At 35.2% G+C, this 18,166-nt stretch carries 16 protein-coding genes; 8 read left to right on the top strand and 8 right to left on the bottom strand.

The window, feature by feature from the left end; translation table 11 throughout:
- Positions 1 to 5 precede the first annotated feature (5 nt).
- Genes RHO11_00450 through RHO11_00440 form a run of 3 tightly spaced genes read left to right on the top strand, consistent with a single transcriptional unit; the run spans position 6 to position 3,110 of the window.
- Positions 6 to 746 carry a uroporphyrinogen-III synthase gene (locus tag RHO11_00450; GenBank protein ID WVD61632.1) on the top strand — a complete coding sequence of 247 codons (741 nt, stop codon included), beginning with the start codon at positions 6 to 8 and terminating at the stop codon, positions 744 to 746.
- Positions 747 to 770: 24 nt separating this feature from the next.
- Positions 771 to 2,258, top strand: a complete 1,488-nt coding sequence (locus RHO11_00445) for a uroporphyrinogen-III C-methyltransferase (GenBank protein ID WVD61631.1) — start codon at positions 771 to 773, stop codon at positions 2,256 to 2,258.
- Positions 2,259 to 2,267: 9 nt separating this feature from the next.
- Positions 2,268 to 3,110 (top strand): heme biosynthesis HemY N-terminal domain-containing protein, encoded by an 843-nt coding sequence (locus RHO11_00440; GenBank protein WVD61630.1) that lies wholly within the window; start codon positions 2,268 to 2,270, stop codon positions 3,108 to 3,110.
- A 72-nt stretch (positions 3,111 to 3,182) separates the two neighbouring features.
- Here RHO11_00440 and gdhA read toward each other — a convergent pair whose 3' ends face one another.
- The 3 genes from gdhA to RHO11_00425 all read right to left on the bottom strand — a co-directional run bounded on the left by gdhA (position 3,183) and on the right by RHO11_00425 (position 5,765).
- Positions 3,183 to 4,529 (bottom strand): NADP-specific glutamate dehydrogenase, encoded by a 1,347-nt coding sequence (gene gdhA, locus RHO11_00435; protein WVD61629.1) that lies wholly within the window; start codon positions 4,527 to 4,529, stop codon positions 3,183 to 3,185.
- Positions 4,530 to 4,749: 220 nt separating this feature from the next.
- On the bottom strand, positions 4,750 to 5,079 hold the full coding sequence (locus RHO11_00430) for an AzlD domain-containing protein (GenBank protein ID WVD61628.1): 330 nt from the start codon (positions 5,077 to 5,079) through the stop codon (positions 4,750 to 4,752).
- Entirely contained in the window at positions 5,070 to 5,765 is a 696-nt protein-coding gene (locus RHO11_00425; protein WVD61627.1) for an AzlC family ABC transporter permease, read from the bottom strand. Before RHO11_00425 ends, RHO11_00430 begins: the two co-directional genes overlap by 10 nt.
- Positions 5,766 to 5,966: 201 nt before the next feature.
- Here RHO11_00425 and RHO11_00420 point away from each other — a divergent pair, with 201 nt between their 5' ends.
- The 3 genes from RHO11_00420 to RHO11_00410 all read left to right on the top strand — a co-directional run bounded on the left by RHO11_00420 (position 5,967) and on the right by RHO11_00410 (position 8,664).
- A complete protein-coding gene (locus tag RHO11_00420; GenBank protein WVD61626.1) occupies positions 5,967 to 6,890 on the top strand; it encodes an L-lactate dehydrogenase in 924 nt (307 codons plus the stop codon).
- 177 nt (positions 6,891 to 7,067) lie between these two features.
- Entirely contained in the window at positions 7,068 to 8,291 is a 1,224-nt protein-coding gene (locus tag RHO11_00415) for a DEAD/DEAH box helicase (GenBank protein WVD61625.1), read from the top strand.
- Positions 8,292 to 8,328: 37 nt separating this feature from the next.
- On the top strand, positions 8,329 to 8,664 hold the full coding sequence (locus tag RHO11_00410; protein WVD61624.1) for a YggL family protein: 336 nt from the start codon (positions 8,329 to 8,331) through the stop codon (positions 8,662 to 8,664).
- Positions 8,665 to 8,749: 85 nt separating this feature from the next.
- Here the strand turns inward: RHO11_00410 and RHO11_00405 are convergent, their stop codons facing one another.
- The 5 genes from RHO11_00405 to zipA form a co-directional block, all read right to left on the bottom strand.
- The gene (locus RHO11_00405) at positions 8,750 to 9,289 is read right to left on the bottom strand and encodes a lipocalin family protein (GenBank protein WVD61623.1); all 540 of its coding nucleotides are present in this window, start codon (positions 9,287 to 9,289) and stop codon (positions 8,750 to 8,752) included.
- A 207-nt stretch (positions 9,290 to 9,496) separates the two neighbouring features.
- Positions 9,497 to 9,685: a 2-hydroxymuconate tautomerase gene (locus tag RHO11_00400; protein ID WVD61622.1), complete on the bottom strand. Its 189-nt coding sequence runs from the start codon at positions 9,683 to 9,685 to the stop codon at positions 9,497 to 9,499.
- A 10-nt stretch (positions 9,686 to 9,695) separates the two neighbouring features.
- Positions 9,696 to 10,217, bottom strand: a complete 522-nt coding sequence (gene luxS / locus RHO11_00395) for an S-ribosylhomocysteine lyase (protein WVD61621.1) — start codon at positions 10,215 to 10,217, stop codon at positions 9,696 to 9,698.
- A 12-nt stretch (positions 10,218 to 10,229) separates the two neighbouring features.
- Positions 10,230 to 12,281 carry an NAD-dependent DNA ligase LigA gene (gene ligA, locus RHO11_00390; protein ID WVD61620.1) on the bottom strand — a complete coding sequence of 684 codons (2,052 nt, stop codon included), beginning with the start codon at positions 12,279 to 12,281 and terminating at the stop codon, positions 10,230 to 10,232.
- 43 nt (positions 12,282 to 12,324) lie between these two features.
- Positions 12,325 to 13,185 carry a cell division protein ZipA gene (gene zipA, locus RHO11_00385; GenBank protein ID WVD61619.1) on the bottom strand — a complete coding sequence of 287 codons (861 nt, stop codon included), beginning with the start codon at positions 13,183 to 13,185 and terminating at the stop codon, positions 12,325 to 12,327.
- Positions 13,186 to 13,531: 346 nt separating this feature from the next.
- On the opposite strand from zipA, the gene RHO11_00380 reads away from it, so the two are divergent.
- Both RHO11_00380 and RHO11_00375 read left to right on the top strand, forming a co-directional pair.
- Positions 13,532 to 14,905 carry an efflux RND transporter periplasmic adaptor subunit gene (locus RHO11_00380; protein ID WVD61618.1) on the top strand — a complete coding sequence of 458 codons (1,374 nt, stop codon included), beginning with the start codon at positions 13,532 to 13,534 and terminating at the stop codon, positions 14,903 to 14,905.
- A gap of 19 nt (positions 14,906 to 14,924) precedes the next feature.
- Positions 14,925 to 18,125: an efflux RND transporter permease subunit gene (locus RHO11_00375; protein WVD61617.1), complete on the top strand. Its 3,201-nt coding sequence runs from the start codon at positions 14,925 to 14,927 to the stop codon at positions 18,123 to 18,125.
- Positions 18,126 to 18,166: the final 41 nt, after the last annotated feature.

Genomic DNA, 18,166 nt, shown 5'->3' with positions numbered 1-18,166 from the left:
ATGTTATGATTATAGTAACCAGACCCTCTCCTTATGGAGAGGAGTTAGTACAATTATGTCATCAAGCTAATTTAGCTGCTATCCATCTGCCTTTTTTTAACATTACAAAAGGCGATGATTTAGATCAGCTACAACAACAGCTTAATCTACTAAAAAAAGATGATATTGTTATTATTGTATCGCCACAAGTTATCTTGATGCTGAAACACTATAATATGGTGACTCAGTTTCCAGACTTTGTACGCTATTTTGCAGTTGGGAAACAGACGGCACAACAATTTCAAATATTCACTAATCACATAGTAGACTATCCAAAAACTGATGAAAATAGTGAGGGTTTAATCCGTTATTTTCAATCAATAAAACTACCACTTAAGCAACATAATGTGTTGATCTTATCTGGAGATATTAGTCGCAGCGTAATCCACAATGAATTAAAAAGCCAAGGAGCCTTGGTTAAAAATATTTATTGTTATCGTCGCAATACGACAGTCTATCCATCAACAATTTTAGAACATAGCCAATCTGACTTTTTTGTTATTACCAGTATAGAACATTTACGACAATTAGAGCAGTATTGTAATAGCGAACACAAACAACATGCTCGTTTAATTGTGAGTAGTGAAAGAATATTGAATGAAGCTAAAAAAAGTGGTTGGCAATATATTTATTTAGCAAGCAATGCAAATAATCAAAATTTATTTAAAACAATTGTAAGTCTATGTCATAATGCAGCAATAACTTAAAACGGGTTGGATAATTTACTCATCATGTTGCATAAAAATATAATTCCAGCAAGTACACGATACTTTGGTGCGAATGCCACCTCATCAAATATTAGTGTCACAGAGCCGATGGTCAATAGTAACTTATTGACTGAGCAACAACCTGTTTTACCGAATACCAATGCTAATGGTAATATTGGACAACCTCAACAAGTGAAACAAGATATGAAAAAAAATAACGAATCTACTACACGAGTCGAAGAACCTAAAAAAGATAAAGTAAAGGAACCTAAGCTACAACAAAATAAGGTACCAATATCAAAATTATCGATCATCGCTATTGGCTTAACGATTTGTTTAGGTGGTTTTTTATATTTTCATAGTCATCAACAAGCTGAGCGACAACAAGCAACAATAACACAGTTACAGACTGAAATTAGTTCGTTAAAAGGGACATTACAACAATCAATTACCGACGAAATCAAAGCCAATGTACAAGAAACGGTAAATACACAAAATGCCCAATTAAACGCTTTAGAACAACAAGTAAAAAAACAACTCAACACGCAATCACAGGCACAGCAACAATTTATCAATAAAATTGATGATTCTATTAAAGTTTCAGAACAAAATTTAGCTAATTTTAGTGAACGTCTATCCGCTATGTCGACTACTGATAATAAAGTATGGCTAATATCTCAAGCAAACTACTTAGTTAATCTCGCGGCTCGAAAAATATGGAACGACCAAGATTATACAACAGCGAGATTACTACTAAAAATGGCGGATACTAGTCTTGCTCAAGCAAACGATCCAAGCTTATTACCAGCAAGACAAGCAATAAACAAAGATATGTCTTCATTAGCTGCAATTAGTTTTACTGATTTTGATGGTATTGTAATGACACTGCTGGAACTCGTCGACTCGGTGACAGAATTACCGCTTGTTGACCATTATCAAGATATTGATTTAGCTATGATGAATCACGATGACTCGATTGCTGAGTCAACAAATACAAATATTACCTCATTTAATGATAATGTTAGTGAGCAGGCAACACCATCAACTGAAATATCAACTTCGATATCAGACTGGCATGAGAACCTGACAAAGGGAGTGACTTCTTTCTTTGCTAAATTTATCCAAGTCGAAAAATATGACACCTTTGGTGAATGTATTGCAAGTGCAGATAATAATCCAGATTTATTAAAAAAATGCCAAACTTATACAGCAGTTATTATGCCAGAACAATCACTCTATTTACGTGAGAATATTAAACTAAGATTGCTTATCGCTGCACAAGCAGTACCGAGACATCAAGAGTTCATCTACCAACGAGCATTAGATGATGTCTCTGTTTGGGTTAATGCTTATTTTGATGGTAATTCAGCAAGCGTGAAAGTCTTTTTAAACCAATTAGAAGAGTTACAGAAACAGTCGATCAGTAATCAAAATGTTCCTGAACAGTTAAAAAGCTTAGATGAACTGAGTAAGCTGATGCAAACTCGTGTTCGAGCCATGCTAACGGAGTAGGAGCCAATAATGTTACGAATATTAATTATTTTCTTAGTTCTCGTTGCTGGTATGGTTGTTGGGCCAATCCTCGCTAACCATCAAGGCATTGTCATGTTTCAAACTTCCGGCTATCGCATCACAATGAGTTTGACCACCTTTATACTAGCTGAAGCTTGTTTACTATTATTACTTTTCATTATTTATTGGCTATTGAAAAAAATATTCTATTCAAAAACTGCATTTGGTAGTTGGTTACGTGCAAAATCGCCAAAAAAAGCACTAAAACGTATAGAGCAAGCACAACTATTAATGCTTGAAGGCGATTATAACAAGGCATCTAAGCTACTCTCTAAAAGTGCAAAAATTGCATCAAATAGTACTCTGACTTATTTACAAGCGGCACAAGCAGAAGTTAATGCGAATCAATTTGATAAAGCACGAGAACATCTTGATAAAGCAGCAACGCTCTGTCAGGAAAACGAGAAATTTGCATTTAAACTAGTCCAGTTACGTTTACATATAAAAAGTAAACAGTATGAACTTGCTAAACAAGCTGTCGAAGACTTACTAGAAGAAAAGCCTCGCAATCCAGAAGTTTTACGTTTAGCTGATGAACTATACTATGAGATAAAAGATTATCAATCTATTATTGAAATCTTACCCGCCATGTATAAATCCGAGGCTTTTAATGAGATGCAATTGGATCAGTTTAAAAATGTTGCATACATTGGACGAATTAAACAGTTGGCAGACACTAAAGGTATTGAACAGATGCTAAATTGGTGGAAAGAGCAACCTAAAGTTATCCGCAATACACCTATTTATCAAGATACAGTTGCAGTTTATCGTGATAATTTATTGAAAAGATAACTAACCTAACGGTATTTGATATGATAAAAAAACCACCTTATTAGGTGGTTTTTCACTTTTATGAGTAGATTATTACAATATCCCTTGCCCTAGCATCGCATCAGCAACTTTTACAAACCCAGCAATATTAGCACCATCAACATAATTGACAACCTTACCACCATGATCACCATACTTCACACAAGATGAGTGGATAGCAAGCATAATATGATGCAATTCACGATCGACTTCCTCGGCAGTCCATGACATTCTTGCTGAATTTTGTGCCATTTCAAGACCTGAAGTTGCAACACCACCAGCATTAGCGGCTTTACCAGGAGCAAAAAGTACATTTGCATTAATAAATGCTTCCGTTGCTTCAATCGTTGTTGGCATATTAGCTCCTTCACCAATAGCAATAACGCCATTTTTAATTAATGTTTTTGCATCTTCAATTGCTAATTCATTTTGAGTCGCACATGGTAAAGCTACATCAACTTTAATACCCCATGGTTTTTGTCCTTTATGAAAAGCAAGATTAAACTCTTTAGCATATTGTTCAACTCGACCATACTCAACATTTTTAATAGCCATTAAACGAGCTAATTTTTCAGGAGTAAAGCCAGCATCATCAACAACTGTACCTGCTGAATCAGAAACAGTAATCACTTTGGCACCAAGTTGCATACATTTTTCAATCGCGTATTGCGCAACATTTCCCGATCCAGAAACAGCGACTCTTAAACCGTCAAAGCTTTTACCCTGTTTTTCTAACATCGCTGCAACAAAATAGACTAATCCATATCCAGTTGCTTCAGGTCTGATAAGACTACCACCAAACGATAGCCCTTTACCAGTAAAGACACAAGAAGCATTATTAGTCAGTTTTTTCATCATACCTGCCATAAAACCAACTTCTCGGCCACCAACACCAATATCACCCGCTGGCACATCAGTATCGGGACCGATATGACGATATAATTCAGTTACAAGCGCCTGACAAAAACGCATCACTTCACCATGACTTTTACCTTTAGGATCAAAATCACTACCACCTTTACCACCACCCATCGGTAATGTTGTTAAGGAGTTTTTAAAAGTTTGTTCAAAACCAAGGAATTTAAGAATAGAAAGATTTACTGACGGATGAAAACGCATTCCACCTTTAAAAGGACCGATTGCTGAATTAAATTGTACACGCCAAGCTCTATTCACTTGAACTTGTCCTTTATCATCAACCCAAGTGACACGGAATTGAATAACACGTTCAGGCTCCGTAATTCTTTCTAATAAGCCTTGCTGCGTATACTGTGGATTTTTTTCTAAAAATGGCCATAAAGAAGTTAATACTTCACGAACAGCTTGCAAAAATTCGGGTTGATTTGGATCGCGTTTTTGCAAAGTACTAATAAACTGATCTACAGATGAATAGTGACTCATAATTTATCCTTACTATTTTGATTTATTTGAACTGAATTTGTGCAAAATATAGCACTAAAATGAGTCACACAATATCAGAAATTTTAATAATAACGTCATCATTAGTAAAAATAATTACAAGATTATTGTCATAAGTGTTTCTTTGCCTATTATTTCTTAATTATTCGTTTTTACTGAGCAATCACTTGCCCAATCATTGTGCAATGCAACAAAATACCGTTTAAATAAAAAAATAGCGCGTCAAAGCCATTGCAATAATACCGATAACAACAATCCACATTAAATTTTTAGTTATAATTGCGGCTAATATTGTTGGTATGGATGCAAAAAAATACTCATAATTTATCGCTGGTAACTGCCCTTCTCGAGCAATTAATAAATTTTGAACAAACAAAGCGGTTAAAATACATAATGGTACATAAGATAAAAAGCGTAAAACAACATCAGGTATATGTATTTTACGAACTAAGATAAAAGGAATCACCCTTGGTAACCAAGTAACAATACCGCATCCCAAAATAACCAATAAACTATATTGTGTTATACCCATTTTTCTATCAAAACTCCGAATAAACAACCGAATAGTGTCGCAATTAATAGTGCCAATTCTGCTGAAATAAATTTCATTAGAAAGATTAATAAAACAGCAACCGTCAGCATAACCAAAATCATATTCTTTTTCGTTTTATGACTATCGCTAATCAGTTGTAAATAAAGTAAACCAATAAACATGGCGACAAGCGCATAATCTAAACCAAATTGCCTTGGATCTGGCAACCAATTACCAATAACGGCACCAATAAAACAGGATAAAATCCACACTAAATAAGCAGTTAAATTAAGCCCATGCATCCACTGTGAATTAACTGGCACTTTTTTACTGATAGATGTCATCACTACAGCAAAAGTTTCATCGGTTAATAAACTACCAATACCAATGTTATTTAATAATGAAAATTTTTTAAAATAAGGGGCGGTTGCCATACTCATTAAGAAATGACGAGAATTCACTAAAAAGACAGTAAATATAATCGCCGAGACAGGTGCACTAATCAACATCAAACCCGCAATAATAAATTGTGCGGCTCCAGCATACACAATCAAAGCCAGTAACGTCACCTCTAAAACACTTAAATTAGCTGCTTTAGCAATAACACCTGCCGCAATTCCTATGCCGATATATCCTAATAAAGTTGGAATACAATCAATGACACCATTTTTAAAAGTTAAACTCATAACCTAATTAGCAATTAATAATTATATTGACACTATCATAACCAATTATTAAAGCGAAAGCGATCAATTGCTAGAGTATATATCACTGAATATATTGTCCGAAAACTAATTTAAAATCAGCACAAATTAAATATCAATCAAATATTATTGGGATTATGATAGAGCGATATATTTGTTAGATATCACTTGCATAAAGGAGCGATGATGAAACTACGTAAAATTATGATCATTGGTGTAGGTAATGTAGGCTCAACGACGGCTTATACCTTAGTTAACCGTGGTTTTTGTGAAGAGATTGCGTTAGTTGATCTCAATAAAGAGCTAGTATATGGTCATCAACAAGATCTACTTGATGCGGCGGCCTATCGACAAAACATGATCAAAATAAATGTTCGAGAAGCCACAGATTGTGCAGATATTGATATTGCGATTATTACAGTTACAGCCGGAATTGCACAAAAAAGTCGTGCTGAAGAGCTAGCTGGAACATCTAAAATTGTTTCAACAATCATTCCGGGAATGATGAAAAACGGTTTTAAAGGTATTTTTTTGATCGCGACCAATCCTTGTGATGCAATCACGTATCAAGTATGGAAACTATCTGGGCTGCCTCGTAATCGAGTAATTGGTACCGGTGTTTGGCTTGATACCGTCAGACTACGTCGAATACTAGGTGAAGAGATGGATATTGGCCCACAAAGTATTGATGCCTTTATTGTTGGTGAACATGGTGACTCACAATTTCCTGTTTGGTCACACTCTTCAGTTTATGGAATCAATTTGAATCAACTAGAAAAAAAGAGAATTGATTTCAATGCGCTAGGCGATAAAGCACGTAAAATGGGGTTTGAAATAGCGACCCGTAAAGGTTGTACTGAATATGGTATTAGTAGCACTATCGCCGAAATTTGTCAGCATATTTTGACCAATAGCCATCGAGCACTCGCTCTATCCTGTATTTTAGATGGTGAATACGGTTATAAAGATGTTGCGATTGGTGTACCAGCAATTTTAGATCAGCATGGTATCAAAAAAGTAATTCAATTAGATTTTGATGATAAAGAAAAACAGTTATTTGATAATAGTATCAATATTGTTAAAGGATATATCAAGGAGCTACCATAAACTAGTTTACTCTAAATACGCTTGTTAATATTACAAGCGTATTTTTTTACGAGTATAATAACAACTGTTATAGTGAATAAACTACCGAAAAATTCAAATATTCAAGTAATTAGTGTCAAATTGTTCTATAATGAAAATCAGCATATTTATTTTATAGATTCATCAGGGATTAATTTCATGTCATTTGATTCTCTTGGCCTCAACACCGAGATATTACGCGCAGTTCAAGAACAAAACTACACCACACCGACACCCATTCAACAGCAAGCCATTCCGATTATTTTATCTGGAAAAGATCTAATTGCTAGCGCCCAAACAGGTACTGGAAAAACAGCCGGATTTGTACTCCCTATTTTACAAAAACTGGCGGAATCACAAAGTAAAGTGACCAACCCTACCGCTAAAGGGAAAAGACCAATTTATGCATTAATTTTAGCACCGACACGCGAGTTAGCAGCACAAATTGGTGATAATATTCGTGATTATAGCCGTTATCTAGCTATTCGCTCATTAGTGGTCTTTGGTGGTGTAAGTATTAATCCACAAATGATGAAATTAAGAGGCGGTGTCGACATTTTAGTCGCAACGCCTGGACGATTATTAGATTTATTACAAAAAAATACCGTAGAGTTATCTACCGTCAAAGTATTGGTACTTGATGAAGCTGATCGTATGTTAGATATGGGATTTATTCATGATATAAAACGAGTTATTAATAAATTACCCAAAAAACGCCAAAATTTACTATTCTCAGCAACGTTTTCTGATGAAATAAAACAACTATCACAGTCGATTTTACAATCACCAGAATCTGTTTCAGTAGCAAAAGAAAATAGTTCGTCGGAACAAATCACTCAATATATTCATCGTGTTGATAAAAGTCGTAAACGTGAACTCATTTCTTATTTAATTGGTAAAAATCAATGGCAACAGGTATTAATTTTTACGAGAACTAAATATGGTGCTAATCATCTCGCTGAACAGCTAACTAAAGATGGTATTAAAGCCTCAGCTATTCATGGTAATAAAAGTCAAGGAGCCAGAACAAAAGCGCTCGCTGACTTTAAAAATGGTCAAATTCGAGTACTAGTTGCAACCGATATTGCCGCCAGAGGGTTAGATATTGAGTTGTTACCTTATGTCGTTAATTACGACTTACCTCATGTAGCAGAAGACTATGTTCATCGAATTGGCCGAACTGGGCGAGCTCAAAATAAGGGACAAGCCGTTTCATTAGTATGTATCGATGATTTGCCACAACTGAAGGCAATTGAAAAACTATTAGGAATGAGTATTCCTGAAATAAAAACAGATGGATTTGCCGTTAATCCGAATATTAAAGCATCACCACCTCCAGCTAAAAAAATATCCCAACGATCGGGTAAAAAAGTGGTAAAATAACTAAATATTACAACCCATTTTGAAAAAGGATATAACTATGACTAATCGTAGTCGACGTTTGAAAAAGAAATTACATATTGAAGAATTTAAAGAGTTAGGATTCACTGTTAGTTGGTCATTCAATGAAGGAAGTGACGAGAAAGTTCTCGATACCACTGTTGATCAATTTATTCGTGAAGTGATTGTGCCAAATGGCTTAGCTTATGAAGGTAGTGGTTACTTAAACTGGCAGGGTCTAGTTTGTACTCAAAAATTAGGTAACTGTACTGAAGAACACCGTAAAATTGTTGCTGATTGGTTAAATGCTCATGGCTTAAAAGATGTTAAAACTGGTCCACTTATTGATATTTGGTGGGATGATTTAGTATTTTAATCATTAAGTCATACTGACAATAGTGAAGCAAGATAATAATAAAATTACCTTGTTTCACTAATCTGATTAAATAAGTGTTTAATCTTTATTGAACTGTACATGATGTCTGAATGTTAAAATTAAGTTTGTTAATATCGAATCCTATCTCTTTTGCTTTCTCAACATAAGCTGTCTTTAATTCATCACTAATACAAGGTGTTCTTGCTAAAATCCAAAGATACTCTTTGTTAGATCCGGCTATCAGTGCAACTTGATAATCTTTATCAAGCTTTACGACATTATAACCACCATAAAATGGACCGAAAAAAGAGACTTTCAATGCAGCAACGTCCGTTACTCCAAGAAAATAGGCTCTACCGATACTCTCTTGCCACACTTGTTTTTCATTATCAAAGCCACGATTCACAACTTTAATACCGTTATCATCACGTAGAGAGTAATTGGCACTAACATTGACCATATTTTTCTCAAACTTATTATCTAACCGTGCTATTTCATACCACTTACCAAGATACCTAGCGGCATCAAAATGATTAACGGGAGTAATATCATCAGGCACTTTTATTTGACAGGCTGAGATAAGTAATGAGATGAAAGTAAGAAAAATTACTCTTATTTTTGACATGATTTTATCCACTAAGATATCACTAAACACAAATTATGACTCATTAAATCATGATAATAAAACAGGTATCACCATACTATAAAATCATGCAATCGTATTTATTCATCAAGTAATTTACAAGAATAGAGAACTCAATCGACTAATTTATTAAGCTGTAAGATTAACCATGAATACAAAAATCATGATTAATCGCCTTGCACAATAAAATTAATTTTTATCACAACGTAATACACCGCCGTTAGCAATTTGTTCAGTCGATATTTCATGCATAATAATTTGTACCGCTTCTGGTTTACAGTTAAGTGTTTCGACAATAGCCTGAGTTACTCGTTTAGCCATTTCACGTTTCTGTTCAACCGTTCTGCCTTCTAAAAAATCAATCACAACATTAGGCATAATATTCTCCTCACTTCTGATTATTGATTTTAGTGATTTGCTCATCTGTTAATGCAATATCACTATTATGACAAACATTAATACTAGATTTGATAATATCATGAGCAATCATTTTCGCCTCATCAAGCGAATGCATTTGATATGAACCACATTGATACTCATTTAGTTCAGGGATCTCATTTTGCGATTTTACTGCCAAGATATCATTCATCGAAGCAAGCCAACTTTCAGCTACTCGCTGTTCAGTGGGCTGCCCAATTAAACTCATATAAAAACCAGTACGACAGCCCATAGGCGAAATATCAATAATTTCTACATCTGCTGCATTTAAATGATCACGCATAAAGCCAGCAAATAGATGTTCTAAAGTATGAATACCTTTTTCAGGTAATTTACTTTGATTTGGTACAGTAAAACGTAAATCAAAAACAGTAATCGTATCACCCTTTGGCGTCTGCATAATTTTAGCTACACGTACAAATGGTGCCTTCATTTTAGTATGATCAACTTTAAAACTATCTAATAGCGGCATAAATAGGCTCCCTTAACTAATACCAGCTTGAGCAAAATAGCTTTGCATGGTTTGTTCATCAATGATTTCTATATTCAGTTCTTGTGCTTTAGTTAACTTTGAACCAGCAGCTTCCCCAGCAATAACAAGATCAGTATTTTTTGATACACTACCCGTAATTTTAGCACCCAGTTGTTTAAGTTTATCTTTAGCTTCATCTCGGCTCATTGTTGATAATGACCCGGTTAAAACAATCGTCTTGTCTTTAAAGAAACTATCGTTAACAACAGCTGGTTTTTGATTTTCTTGCCAGTGAATACCAATTTTTTCGCTAATTAGTTCATCAATAACATAATTGTTATGCTCTTCTTTAAAAAAGTTAAAGATGCTTAGCGCAATCACTTCACCAATTTCGGTGACATTTTGTAACTGTTCTACTGAACTTGCCCGAATAGCCTCTAACGATCCTAATTCATTAGCTAAATTTTCTGCGGTGACCTCCCCAACGTGAGGAATACCTAACGCATAAATAAATCGTCCTAATGTTGTCTCTTTGCTTGCTTGCAGAGCATTAAGTAAATTAGTCGCTAATTTTTCACCCACTTTATCCAATGAACATAATTTAGGCAAGCTTAAAGAATATAGATCAACAGGATTTTTTATATAATCTCGGTCAACAAGCTGTTCAATAATACGATCACCAAGACCATTAATATCAAAAGCACGACGGGACACAAAATGCTTTAACGCTTCTTTACGCTGAGCGGCACACACTAATCCACCAGAACATCGTGAAATAGCCTCACCTTCATCACGAACAATAATAGAACCACAAACTGGACAATGTGTTGGAAAACAAATCTCTTTAGTATCAGCGGGCCGTTGTTCTAATATCACAGACACTACTTTAGGGATAACATCCCCTGCTCTACGTATTGATACAAAATCACCTTCACGAATACCTAAGCGTTCAATTTCATCACTATTATGCAGCGTTGCATTACTGACAATCACCCCCGCTACTTGTACAGGCTCGAGTCTTGCCACTGGGGTTATCGCACCTGTTCTACCGACTTGAAAATCAACTTTTTTAAGTTGGGTAATTTGTTCTTGTGCGGGAAATTTAAAAGCCGTTGCCCAGCGAGGCGCTCTAGCGACAAAACCTAATTGCTGCTGCAACTCAATAGAATTGACTTTAATTACTACCCCATCAATATCAAAGCCTAATGACATTCTGAGTTGCTCAATATTATTAAAATATTCCATAACCGCACTACAGCCACGATTAAGTTTTACTTTATCACTAACAGGAAGCCCCCATTTTTTAAACTGCATTAAACGTTCATAATGGGTATCGGGTAAGGATTCACCTTCAAATATACCTAATCCATAACAGTAAAAGGCCAGTGGTCTTTTCGCGGTAACTTTAGGATCTAATTGCCTTAATGAACCAGCAGCTGCATTACGTGGATTTGCAAACGGTTTTTCATTGCGTTTTTCAGCATCTCTGTTTAATTTTTCAAAGCCCTGATGAGTCATAAAAACCTCACCTCGAACTTCTAAACGAGCCGGAATATTATCCCCAGTAAGCTTGAGCGGTATCGCTCGAATGGTTTTAACATTTTCGGTAATATCCTCACCAACATTACCATCACCACGTGTTGCTGCTTGTATAAAATTACCGTTTTGATATAACAGACTCACTGCTAAACCATCAAGTTTTAATTCGCAACAATACTCAATATCCTGAGTCGATACATTACTTCGTTCACGAATACGTTTATCAAACGCCACAAAGCTCTCTTCATCAAAAACATTATCTAATGATAACATCGGCATTTCATGTTTGATGGTTTTAAATTGACTTAATGCCACGCCACCCACACGTTGGGTGGGTGATTCAGCAGTAATTAGCGAAGGATTTTGCTGCTCTAGAACTCGAAGTTGTGCCATCAATCGATCATATTCAGCATCAGGAACTGTCGGATCATCCATGACATAGTACTGATATTCATATTGTCTAATAATTTGTCGTAGATGTTCTATTTGATCATTGATACTCATCGAATCTTGTTTTGTATTCATTTAACACTCATTACTTATGGTTTACACATCGAAAATAGCCTTATTATTGCGTAATATTCTTGATGCGAGTTTTATAACTATCAATTTTTTGCGGGGTAAGCATATGATGTTCGTCATCTAGCACAACGCCATTAACATCATCAGCTATTCGCTGAGCTGACTGTAACATCAATTTGAAATTTTGCGTAGTATTGCCATATGAAGGAACCATCATAAATATAGAAATACCTTGTGTCATAAATTCATGCATTGTTTCAGGATCTAATGTACCTGGTTTAACCATATTCGCTAAACTAAACAATACTGGGCCATTACCAGCAGGATCAAGGTGCCGATGAAAAATTTGCATTTCACCAAATTGAAAACCAGACTGAATGATACTACTTAGTAGTAAATCACCACGAATCTTTTCATCATTCAAACCAACAACATGTAAAACCAATACATCTGTTTTAGCTGATTGAGTACGTTCTTGAGGAGCCGGTTCGGTTTGTTTAATAACAGAAGAATGTTCATCAATTTTAATTGACTGCTCGAAATCTACTTTATCCTGAGTTAAGTTGGTAACCTGAGGCTGAATAGTCGGCTCATCGTCAACAAATAGATCTTGTTGAACGGGTTTGCTGATTTTAGCCGTTGATGATTCCACTTCTAATGGTTCATTACTTATTTTAGGTTCAATTTCATCGCTATCATTTTTGACGCTAACAACTCTAACTTCACCAACACCATCTAAAAAACCATCATCTTGTGTATCTCGGCTTACAGAAGTTTTCACTTTGTTACGATTAGCCGGTTCAAAAATAGTTGATCGTTCTTTTTTATTGATCCAAAATCCGTGAATCAACAATGCGATGATCACTAAAGAAGCAATAATAATCAACACAATACGTAAATTATCCATAAAACTTATCTCTGTATTAATTTTATTTGACTATATTACTGTATTTAAATATCAATACTCAAGTAACTTAAAACCGTATTTTCTATTTTATAAATAGAATAAACTTACTTAAAACCAATACAACACAATAAAATAAACACAAAACACGACTTTGATCTAACATATCATAAAAACACATTACTATAGAATGATTTATTTTTAGTACTCTGTGCTATCGTTATAATTGTCACTTACATTTCATGCTAAATTTCTGTAAAATCCCAAAAATCTAATAATAATATTTATTATATTTTAATGATATATAAGTATTCATGAGCGTTATTGATTTTACCGAGGCTATCTTTATATGAAATTGAAACAAAAACTATTTCCCTTTACTTTGGCATTAGCATTAGGAAGCAGCTTAATTTTAACAGGTTGTGATAATAATAAATCAGCAGATGTATTAACCAAATTACCGACTACCAGTGTTACCGTTTTTGAAACCCAACCATTAGATTATACAATTAAGGTTTCATTACCTGGTCGAGTGATCGCGTCACAAATTGCAGAGATCAGACCTCAAGTTGGCGGTATTATCCTGAAAAGAGAGTTTGAAGAAAGCAGTAATGTTACTGAAGGTCAATCACTTTATCAAATCGATCCAGCAATCTATCAAGCAAATTATGATAGTGCTTTAGCAAGTGTAGCGAGTGCAGAAGCTAGTGCAAAAATAGCACAACTAACAGTAAACCGTTATAAAGATTTATTAAAAACTAAGTCAATTAGCCAACAAGACTATGATAAAGCAGTAGCGGATGGGCAACAAGCTGACGCGGCAGTATTAGTTGCTAAAGCTAATTTAAATACAGCTAAAGTTAATCTAGATTATACTAAAGTATACTCACCTATTGATGGCTATATTGGTAAATCAAATGTGACTGAAGGTGCACTTGTTGCTGCTGGCCAATCAACAGCAATGGCTATTGTACAAAAAATTGATCCAATTTATGTCGATATGACTCAAGCTGCGTCTATATTTGAGAAAAATGAAAAAGAGCGTAATGTGATTTATACACCAGATGAAAAAGTAGAAATCTTTTTTAATGATGGCAGTAAATACCCAAGTCTTGGACGTATCATTTTCTCTGATAAAAATGTTAATGAAACAACAGGTACTGTCACACTACGTGCGCAATTCTCAAATCCAACTTCACAAATTTTACCAGGAATGTTCCTTAAACCACTACTGACATTAGGTAACATTAAAAATGCCATTTTAGTGCCACAAAAAGGAATTACCAGTGATGCAGCAGGTAACTATACAGCAATCGTTGCTATTCCAGTTCCAGAAGACAAAGAACTTGAATACATAAAATCAGCATTAATTGTTCGTACCCCAAATCAAACTGAATCTGAAGTTAAAGCAGCTAATGAAAAAGCGGAACAAGATGCACTTGCCATCATCAAAGAACGTAAAGCAAGTGATAACGCAGATAAATCATTTTATTACTTTGAAAAACGTAATAACGTAAAAGTGTATTCAGGTATTTCTGGATATTGGATCGTGACTGGCGGCATTAATGCAGGTGAAAAAGTCGTTGTTACTGGTCTACTTAATTTGTCAGGTAAACAGAACTTAAATTCTCCAGAAGGAAGAACATTTGCAAATATTGTTGCAGCACCTCAGTTGTTATCTCAGCAACAACTTGATCAAATGATTGAAAATAATGTTAAGTAAGAATTGGAGTTCTTAAATAATGGCTAAGTTTTTTATAGATCGCCCTGTCTTCGCTTGGGTAATTGCAATACTTATGATGCTAGGAGGGCTGCTTGGTATCAAGTTACTTGCAGTTGAACAGTATCCAGATATTGCTCCACCATCAGTGACAGTAACCGCATCTTACCCTGGTGCCGATGCTGAAACAATTAATAATACTGTTACACAATTAATAGAACAGAACCTAACTGGTATCGATAACTTAATTTATATGACATCAACCAGTAGTTCTCAAGGTATTGTACAAACAACATTAACATTTTCGCCGGGTACAGACCCTGACTTTGCTCAGGTTCAAGTATTAAATAAGGTGGAAAGTGTTAAAGCTCGTTTACCTGAAAGTGTTCAAAAAAATGGTGTTTCGGTAGCCAAAAATAATACTAACTTTTTAAAAGTTGTTGCGTTTTATTCAACAAACCCAGAAAGAACTCAGACCGATATTGCTGACTTTATCTATTCGACAGTACAAGATCCAATCCGTCGTGTACAAGGTGTTGGTGATACCACGCTATTTGGTTCTGAATATGCGATGCGTATTTGGCTTGATCCAAATAAAATGACTTATTTTAAACTTGCAACGGAAGATGTTACAGCAGCAATCCAAGCACAAAATGCTCAGGTAACGGCTGGTCAATTAGGATCTTTACCTGTAACAAAAGGTCAAGAGCTTAACGCAACGATCACTGCGCAATCTCGTTTAAAAACAGTTGAACAATTTAAAAATATTTTAGTTCGTGTGAATACGGATGGTTCAAAAGTCCTATTAAGTGACATTGCAGATGTTGAATTAGGTTCAGCCGATTACAACTTCTTATCTCGCTTTAATGGTCAACCTTCTGCTGGTTTAGCGGTATACTTAGCGACAGGAGCTAACCAATTAGATACATCTACATCTATCGATGAAAAATTAGTTGAACTATCAGCTATCTTCCCAGATGATATTCAATACAAATTCCCTTACGATACAACACCATTCGTAAAATTATCAATTGAAAACGTTGTTGATACGCTAATTGAAGCGATTGTATTGGTTGTTATCGTAATGTTTGTTTTCTTACAAAATTTAAGATCAACATTAATTCCAACTATTACAGTGCCAGTTGTGTTACTCGGTACATTCGCGGTTTTATATATTTTAGGTTTTACAATCAATACATTATCAATGTTCGCCTTAGTTCTCGCAATCGGTCTATTGGTTGATGATGCGATTGTTGTTATTGAAAACGTTGAGCGTATTATGCATGATGAGGGATTATCGCCTTATGATGCAACCGTTAAATCGATGCAAGAGATTACACCTGCATTAGTAGGTATTGCTGCGGTACTATCAGCGGTATTCGTACCAATGGCATTCTATGGTGGTGCTGCGGGGGGAATTTATAAACAGTTCTCTATCACAATTGTAACCTCAATGGTACTTTCAGTAATCATGGCGATTGTATTAACGCCTGCACTATGTGTACAAATATTGAAATCACCATCAAAATTTAAAACCCAAAAAGCATCTATCGCAGACCGTCTTGCTAAAATCCCGCCGTTTTCATGGATTAGTTGGTTGTTAGAGAAATTCTTTATTGGCTTTAACTTCGTTTTTAGTAAAAGTCTCCATTTATATGAAAGAGGCGTAATTAAAGTTATTAAATATCCTTTAATCAGTTTTATGAGCTACGTTTTAATGATTATCGTGATGTGCTTTGGCTTTAATAAACTCCCTACCGCGTTTTTACCTAGTGAAGACCAAGGGGTAATCATCATTATGACTGAATTACCACCAGCTTCAACATTAAGTGAAACACAAGCGGTATTAGATAAAGCAAGAAACTATTTTACTACTCAGCAAAAAGATTCTGTTGATGAGGTATTTACCGTTGCAGGATTTAGTATTGCAGGTCGTGGACAAAATATGGGTCTTGGTTTTGTTAAGTTAAAAGACTGGTCGATTCGAACTAATAAAGATCAATCTGTAGAAGCGATTGTAAACAGTGCTAACCGTTATCTTTCAACAATTACTGAAGCTCGTAGCTTTGCGGTAAATATTCCTGCGGTTCCTGCATTAGGTATGGCAAATGGTTTCTCATACATTTTAAAAGATAGTGGTTCATTAGGTCATGATCAACTCATGGCAGCATTCTACCAAATCTTAGGCGCAGCAATGCAAAATCCTGAGCTAACCCAAGTAAGACCATCGGGTATGTTAGATGTTCCACAATATAAAATTAATGTAGATTTTGAGACTGCTCAGGCATTAGGTACATCAATTAGCTCGATTAATACTGTATTGTCAACAAGCCTTGGTTCGTCATATATTGATGACTTTGTCTATAACAACCGAGTTAAAAAAGTCTATGTTCAAGGGGCTGCGCCTTACCGTATGTTACCTGGTGACTTTAGCTTCTGGCATGTCAAAAATAGCAATGGGGAAATGGTACCTTATGACTCATTTGCTAATACAACTAAAACCTATGGATCACCATCACTAATGCGTTATGATGGAGTTGCGGCAATGGGTATTAGTGGTTCAGCTATTGCGGGACAAAGTTCTGGTCAAGCAATGCTAGTTATGGAGCAATTGTCAAAAAGTTTACCAAAAGGGTTCACTTATGACTGGACGGGTATTTCATACCAAGAAAGACAGACTGGTTCTCAAACCACTACACTTTATATTATTTCACTTATCGTAGTATTCCTTGTGTTAGCTGCGTTATATGAAAGCTGGACAGTACCAATTTCAATCATCTTTATCATTCCAGTAGGTATTGTAGGTACAGTCTATGCAACAATGTTTAGGGGGCTTGATAATGATATCTACTTCATTGTGGCCTTATTGACAACCATGGGGCTGGCAGCAAAAAATGCGATATTGATTGTTGAATTTGCTAAAGAAGCACTAGAAAGAGAAGGTAAATCGTTAGTCGATGCAACATTAGAAGCTTGTCGTTTACGTTTACGTCCGATTTTAATGACCTCTTTTGCCTTTATCCTTGGGGTACTACCTCTTGCGATTAGTTCCGGTGCAGGCTCTGCTAGCCAGAATGCGGTAGGTACAGGTGTTATTGGTGGGATGTTAACTGCAACGTTCTTAGCAATATTCTATGTGCCACTATTCTTTGTGTTTGTAACTAAATTATTTACCAAACATAAAAATAAAGCCGTTACACATACAAAACCTAAAAATGCATAAAATAGGTAAAATAATAAAAAAGCGCTAATTAGCGCTTTTTT

The sequence above is a fragment of the Orbaceae bacterium BiB genome, from assembly GCA_036251205.1.
GTDB classification, from domain to species: Bacteria; Pseudomonadota; Gammaproteobacteria; order Enterobacterales; family Orbaceae; genus Orbus; species Orbus mooreae.
Note: the sequence above shows the minus strand (reverse complement) of the source record. Positions and strands in the feature narration are given on the sequence as shown.

What these genes read in the sequence shown, in the direction of transcription:
- RHO11_00450 (WVD61632.1), top strand. Translation starts at nt 6, where the DNA reads ATGATTATAGTAACCAGACCCTCTCCTTATGGAGAGGAGTTAGTACAA.
- RHO11_00445 (WVD61631.1), top strand. Translation starts at nt 771, where the DNA reads ATGTTGCATAAAAATATAATTCCAGCAAGTACACGATACTTTGGTGCG.
- RHO11_00440 (WVD61630.1), top strand. Translation starts at nt 2,268, where the DNA reads ATGTTACGAATATTAATTATTTTCTTAGTTCTCGTTGCTGGTATGGTT.
- gdhA (WVD61629.1), bottom strand. Translation starts at nt 4,529, where the DNA reads ATGAGTCACTATTCATCTGTAGATCAGTTTATTAGTACTTTGCAAAAA.
- RHO11_00430 (WVD61628.1), bottom strand. Translation starts at nt 5,079, where the DNA reads ATGGGTATAACACAATATAGTTTATTGGTTATTTTGGGATGCGGTATT.
- RHO11_00425 (WVD61627.1), bottom strand. Translation starts at nt 5,765, where the DNA reads ATGAGTTTAACTTTTAAAAATGGTGTCATTGATTGTATTCCAACTTTA.
- RHO11_00420 (WVD61626.1), top strand. Translation starts at nt 5,967, where the DNA reads ATGATGAAACTACGTAAAATTATGATCATTGGTGTAGGTAATGTAGGC.
- RHO11_00415 (WVD61625.1), top strand. Translation starts at nt 7,068, where the DNA reads ATGTCATTTGATTCTCTTGGCCTCAACACCGAGATATTACGCGCAGTT.
- RHO11_00410 (WVD61624.1), top strand. Translation starts at nt 8,329, where the DNA reads ATGACTAATCGTAGTCGACGTTTGAAAAAGAAATTACATATTGAAGAA.
- RHO11_00405 (WVD61623.1), bottom strand. Translation starts at nt 9,289, where the DNA reads ATGTCAAAAATAAGAGTAATTTTTCTTACTTTCATCTCATTACTTATC.
- RHO11_00400 (WVD61622.1), bottom strand. Translation starts at nt 9,685, where the DNA reads ATGCCTAATGTTGTGATTGATTTTTTAGAAGGCAGAACGGTTGAACAG.
- luxS (WVD61621.1), bottom strand. Translation starts at nt 10,217, where the DNA reads ATGCCGCTATTAGATAGTTTTAAAGTTGATCATACTAAAATGAAGGCA.
- ligA (WVD61620.1), bottom strand. Translation starts at nt 12,281, where the DNA reads ATGAATACAAAACAAGATTCGATGAGTATCAATGATCAAATAGAACAT.
- zipA (WVD61619.1), bottom strand. Translation starts at nt 13,185, where the DNA reads ATGGATAATTTACGTATTGTGTTGATTATTATTGCTTCTTTAGTGATC.
- RHO11_00380 (WVD61618.1), top strand. Translation starts at nt 13,532, where the DNA reads ATGAAATTGAAACAAAAACTATTTCCCTTTACTTTGGCATTAGCATTA.
- RHO11_00375 (WVD61617.1), top strand. Translation starts at nt 14,925, where the DNA reads ATGGCTAAGTTTTTTATAGATCGCCCTGTCTTCGCTTGGGTAATTGCA.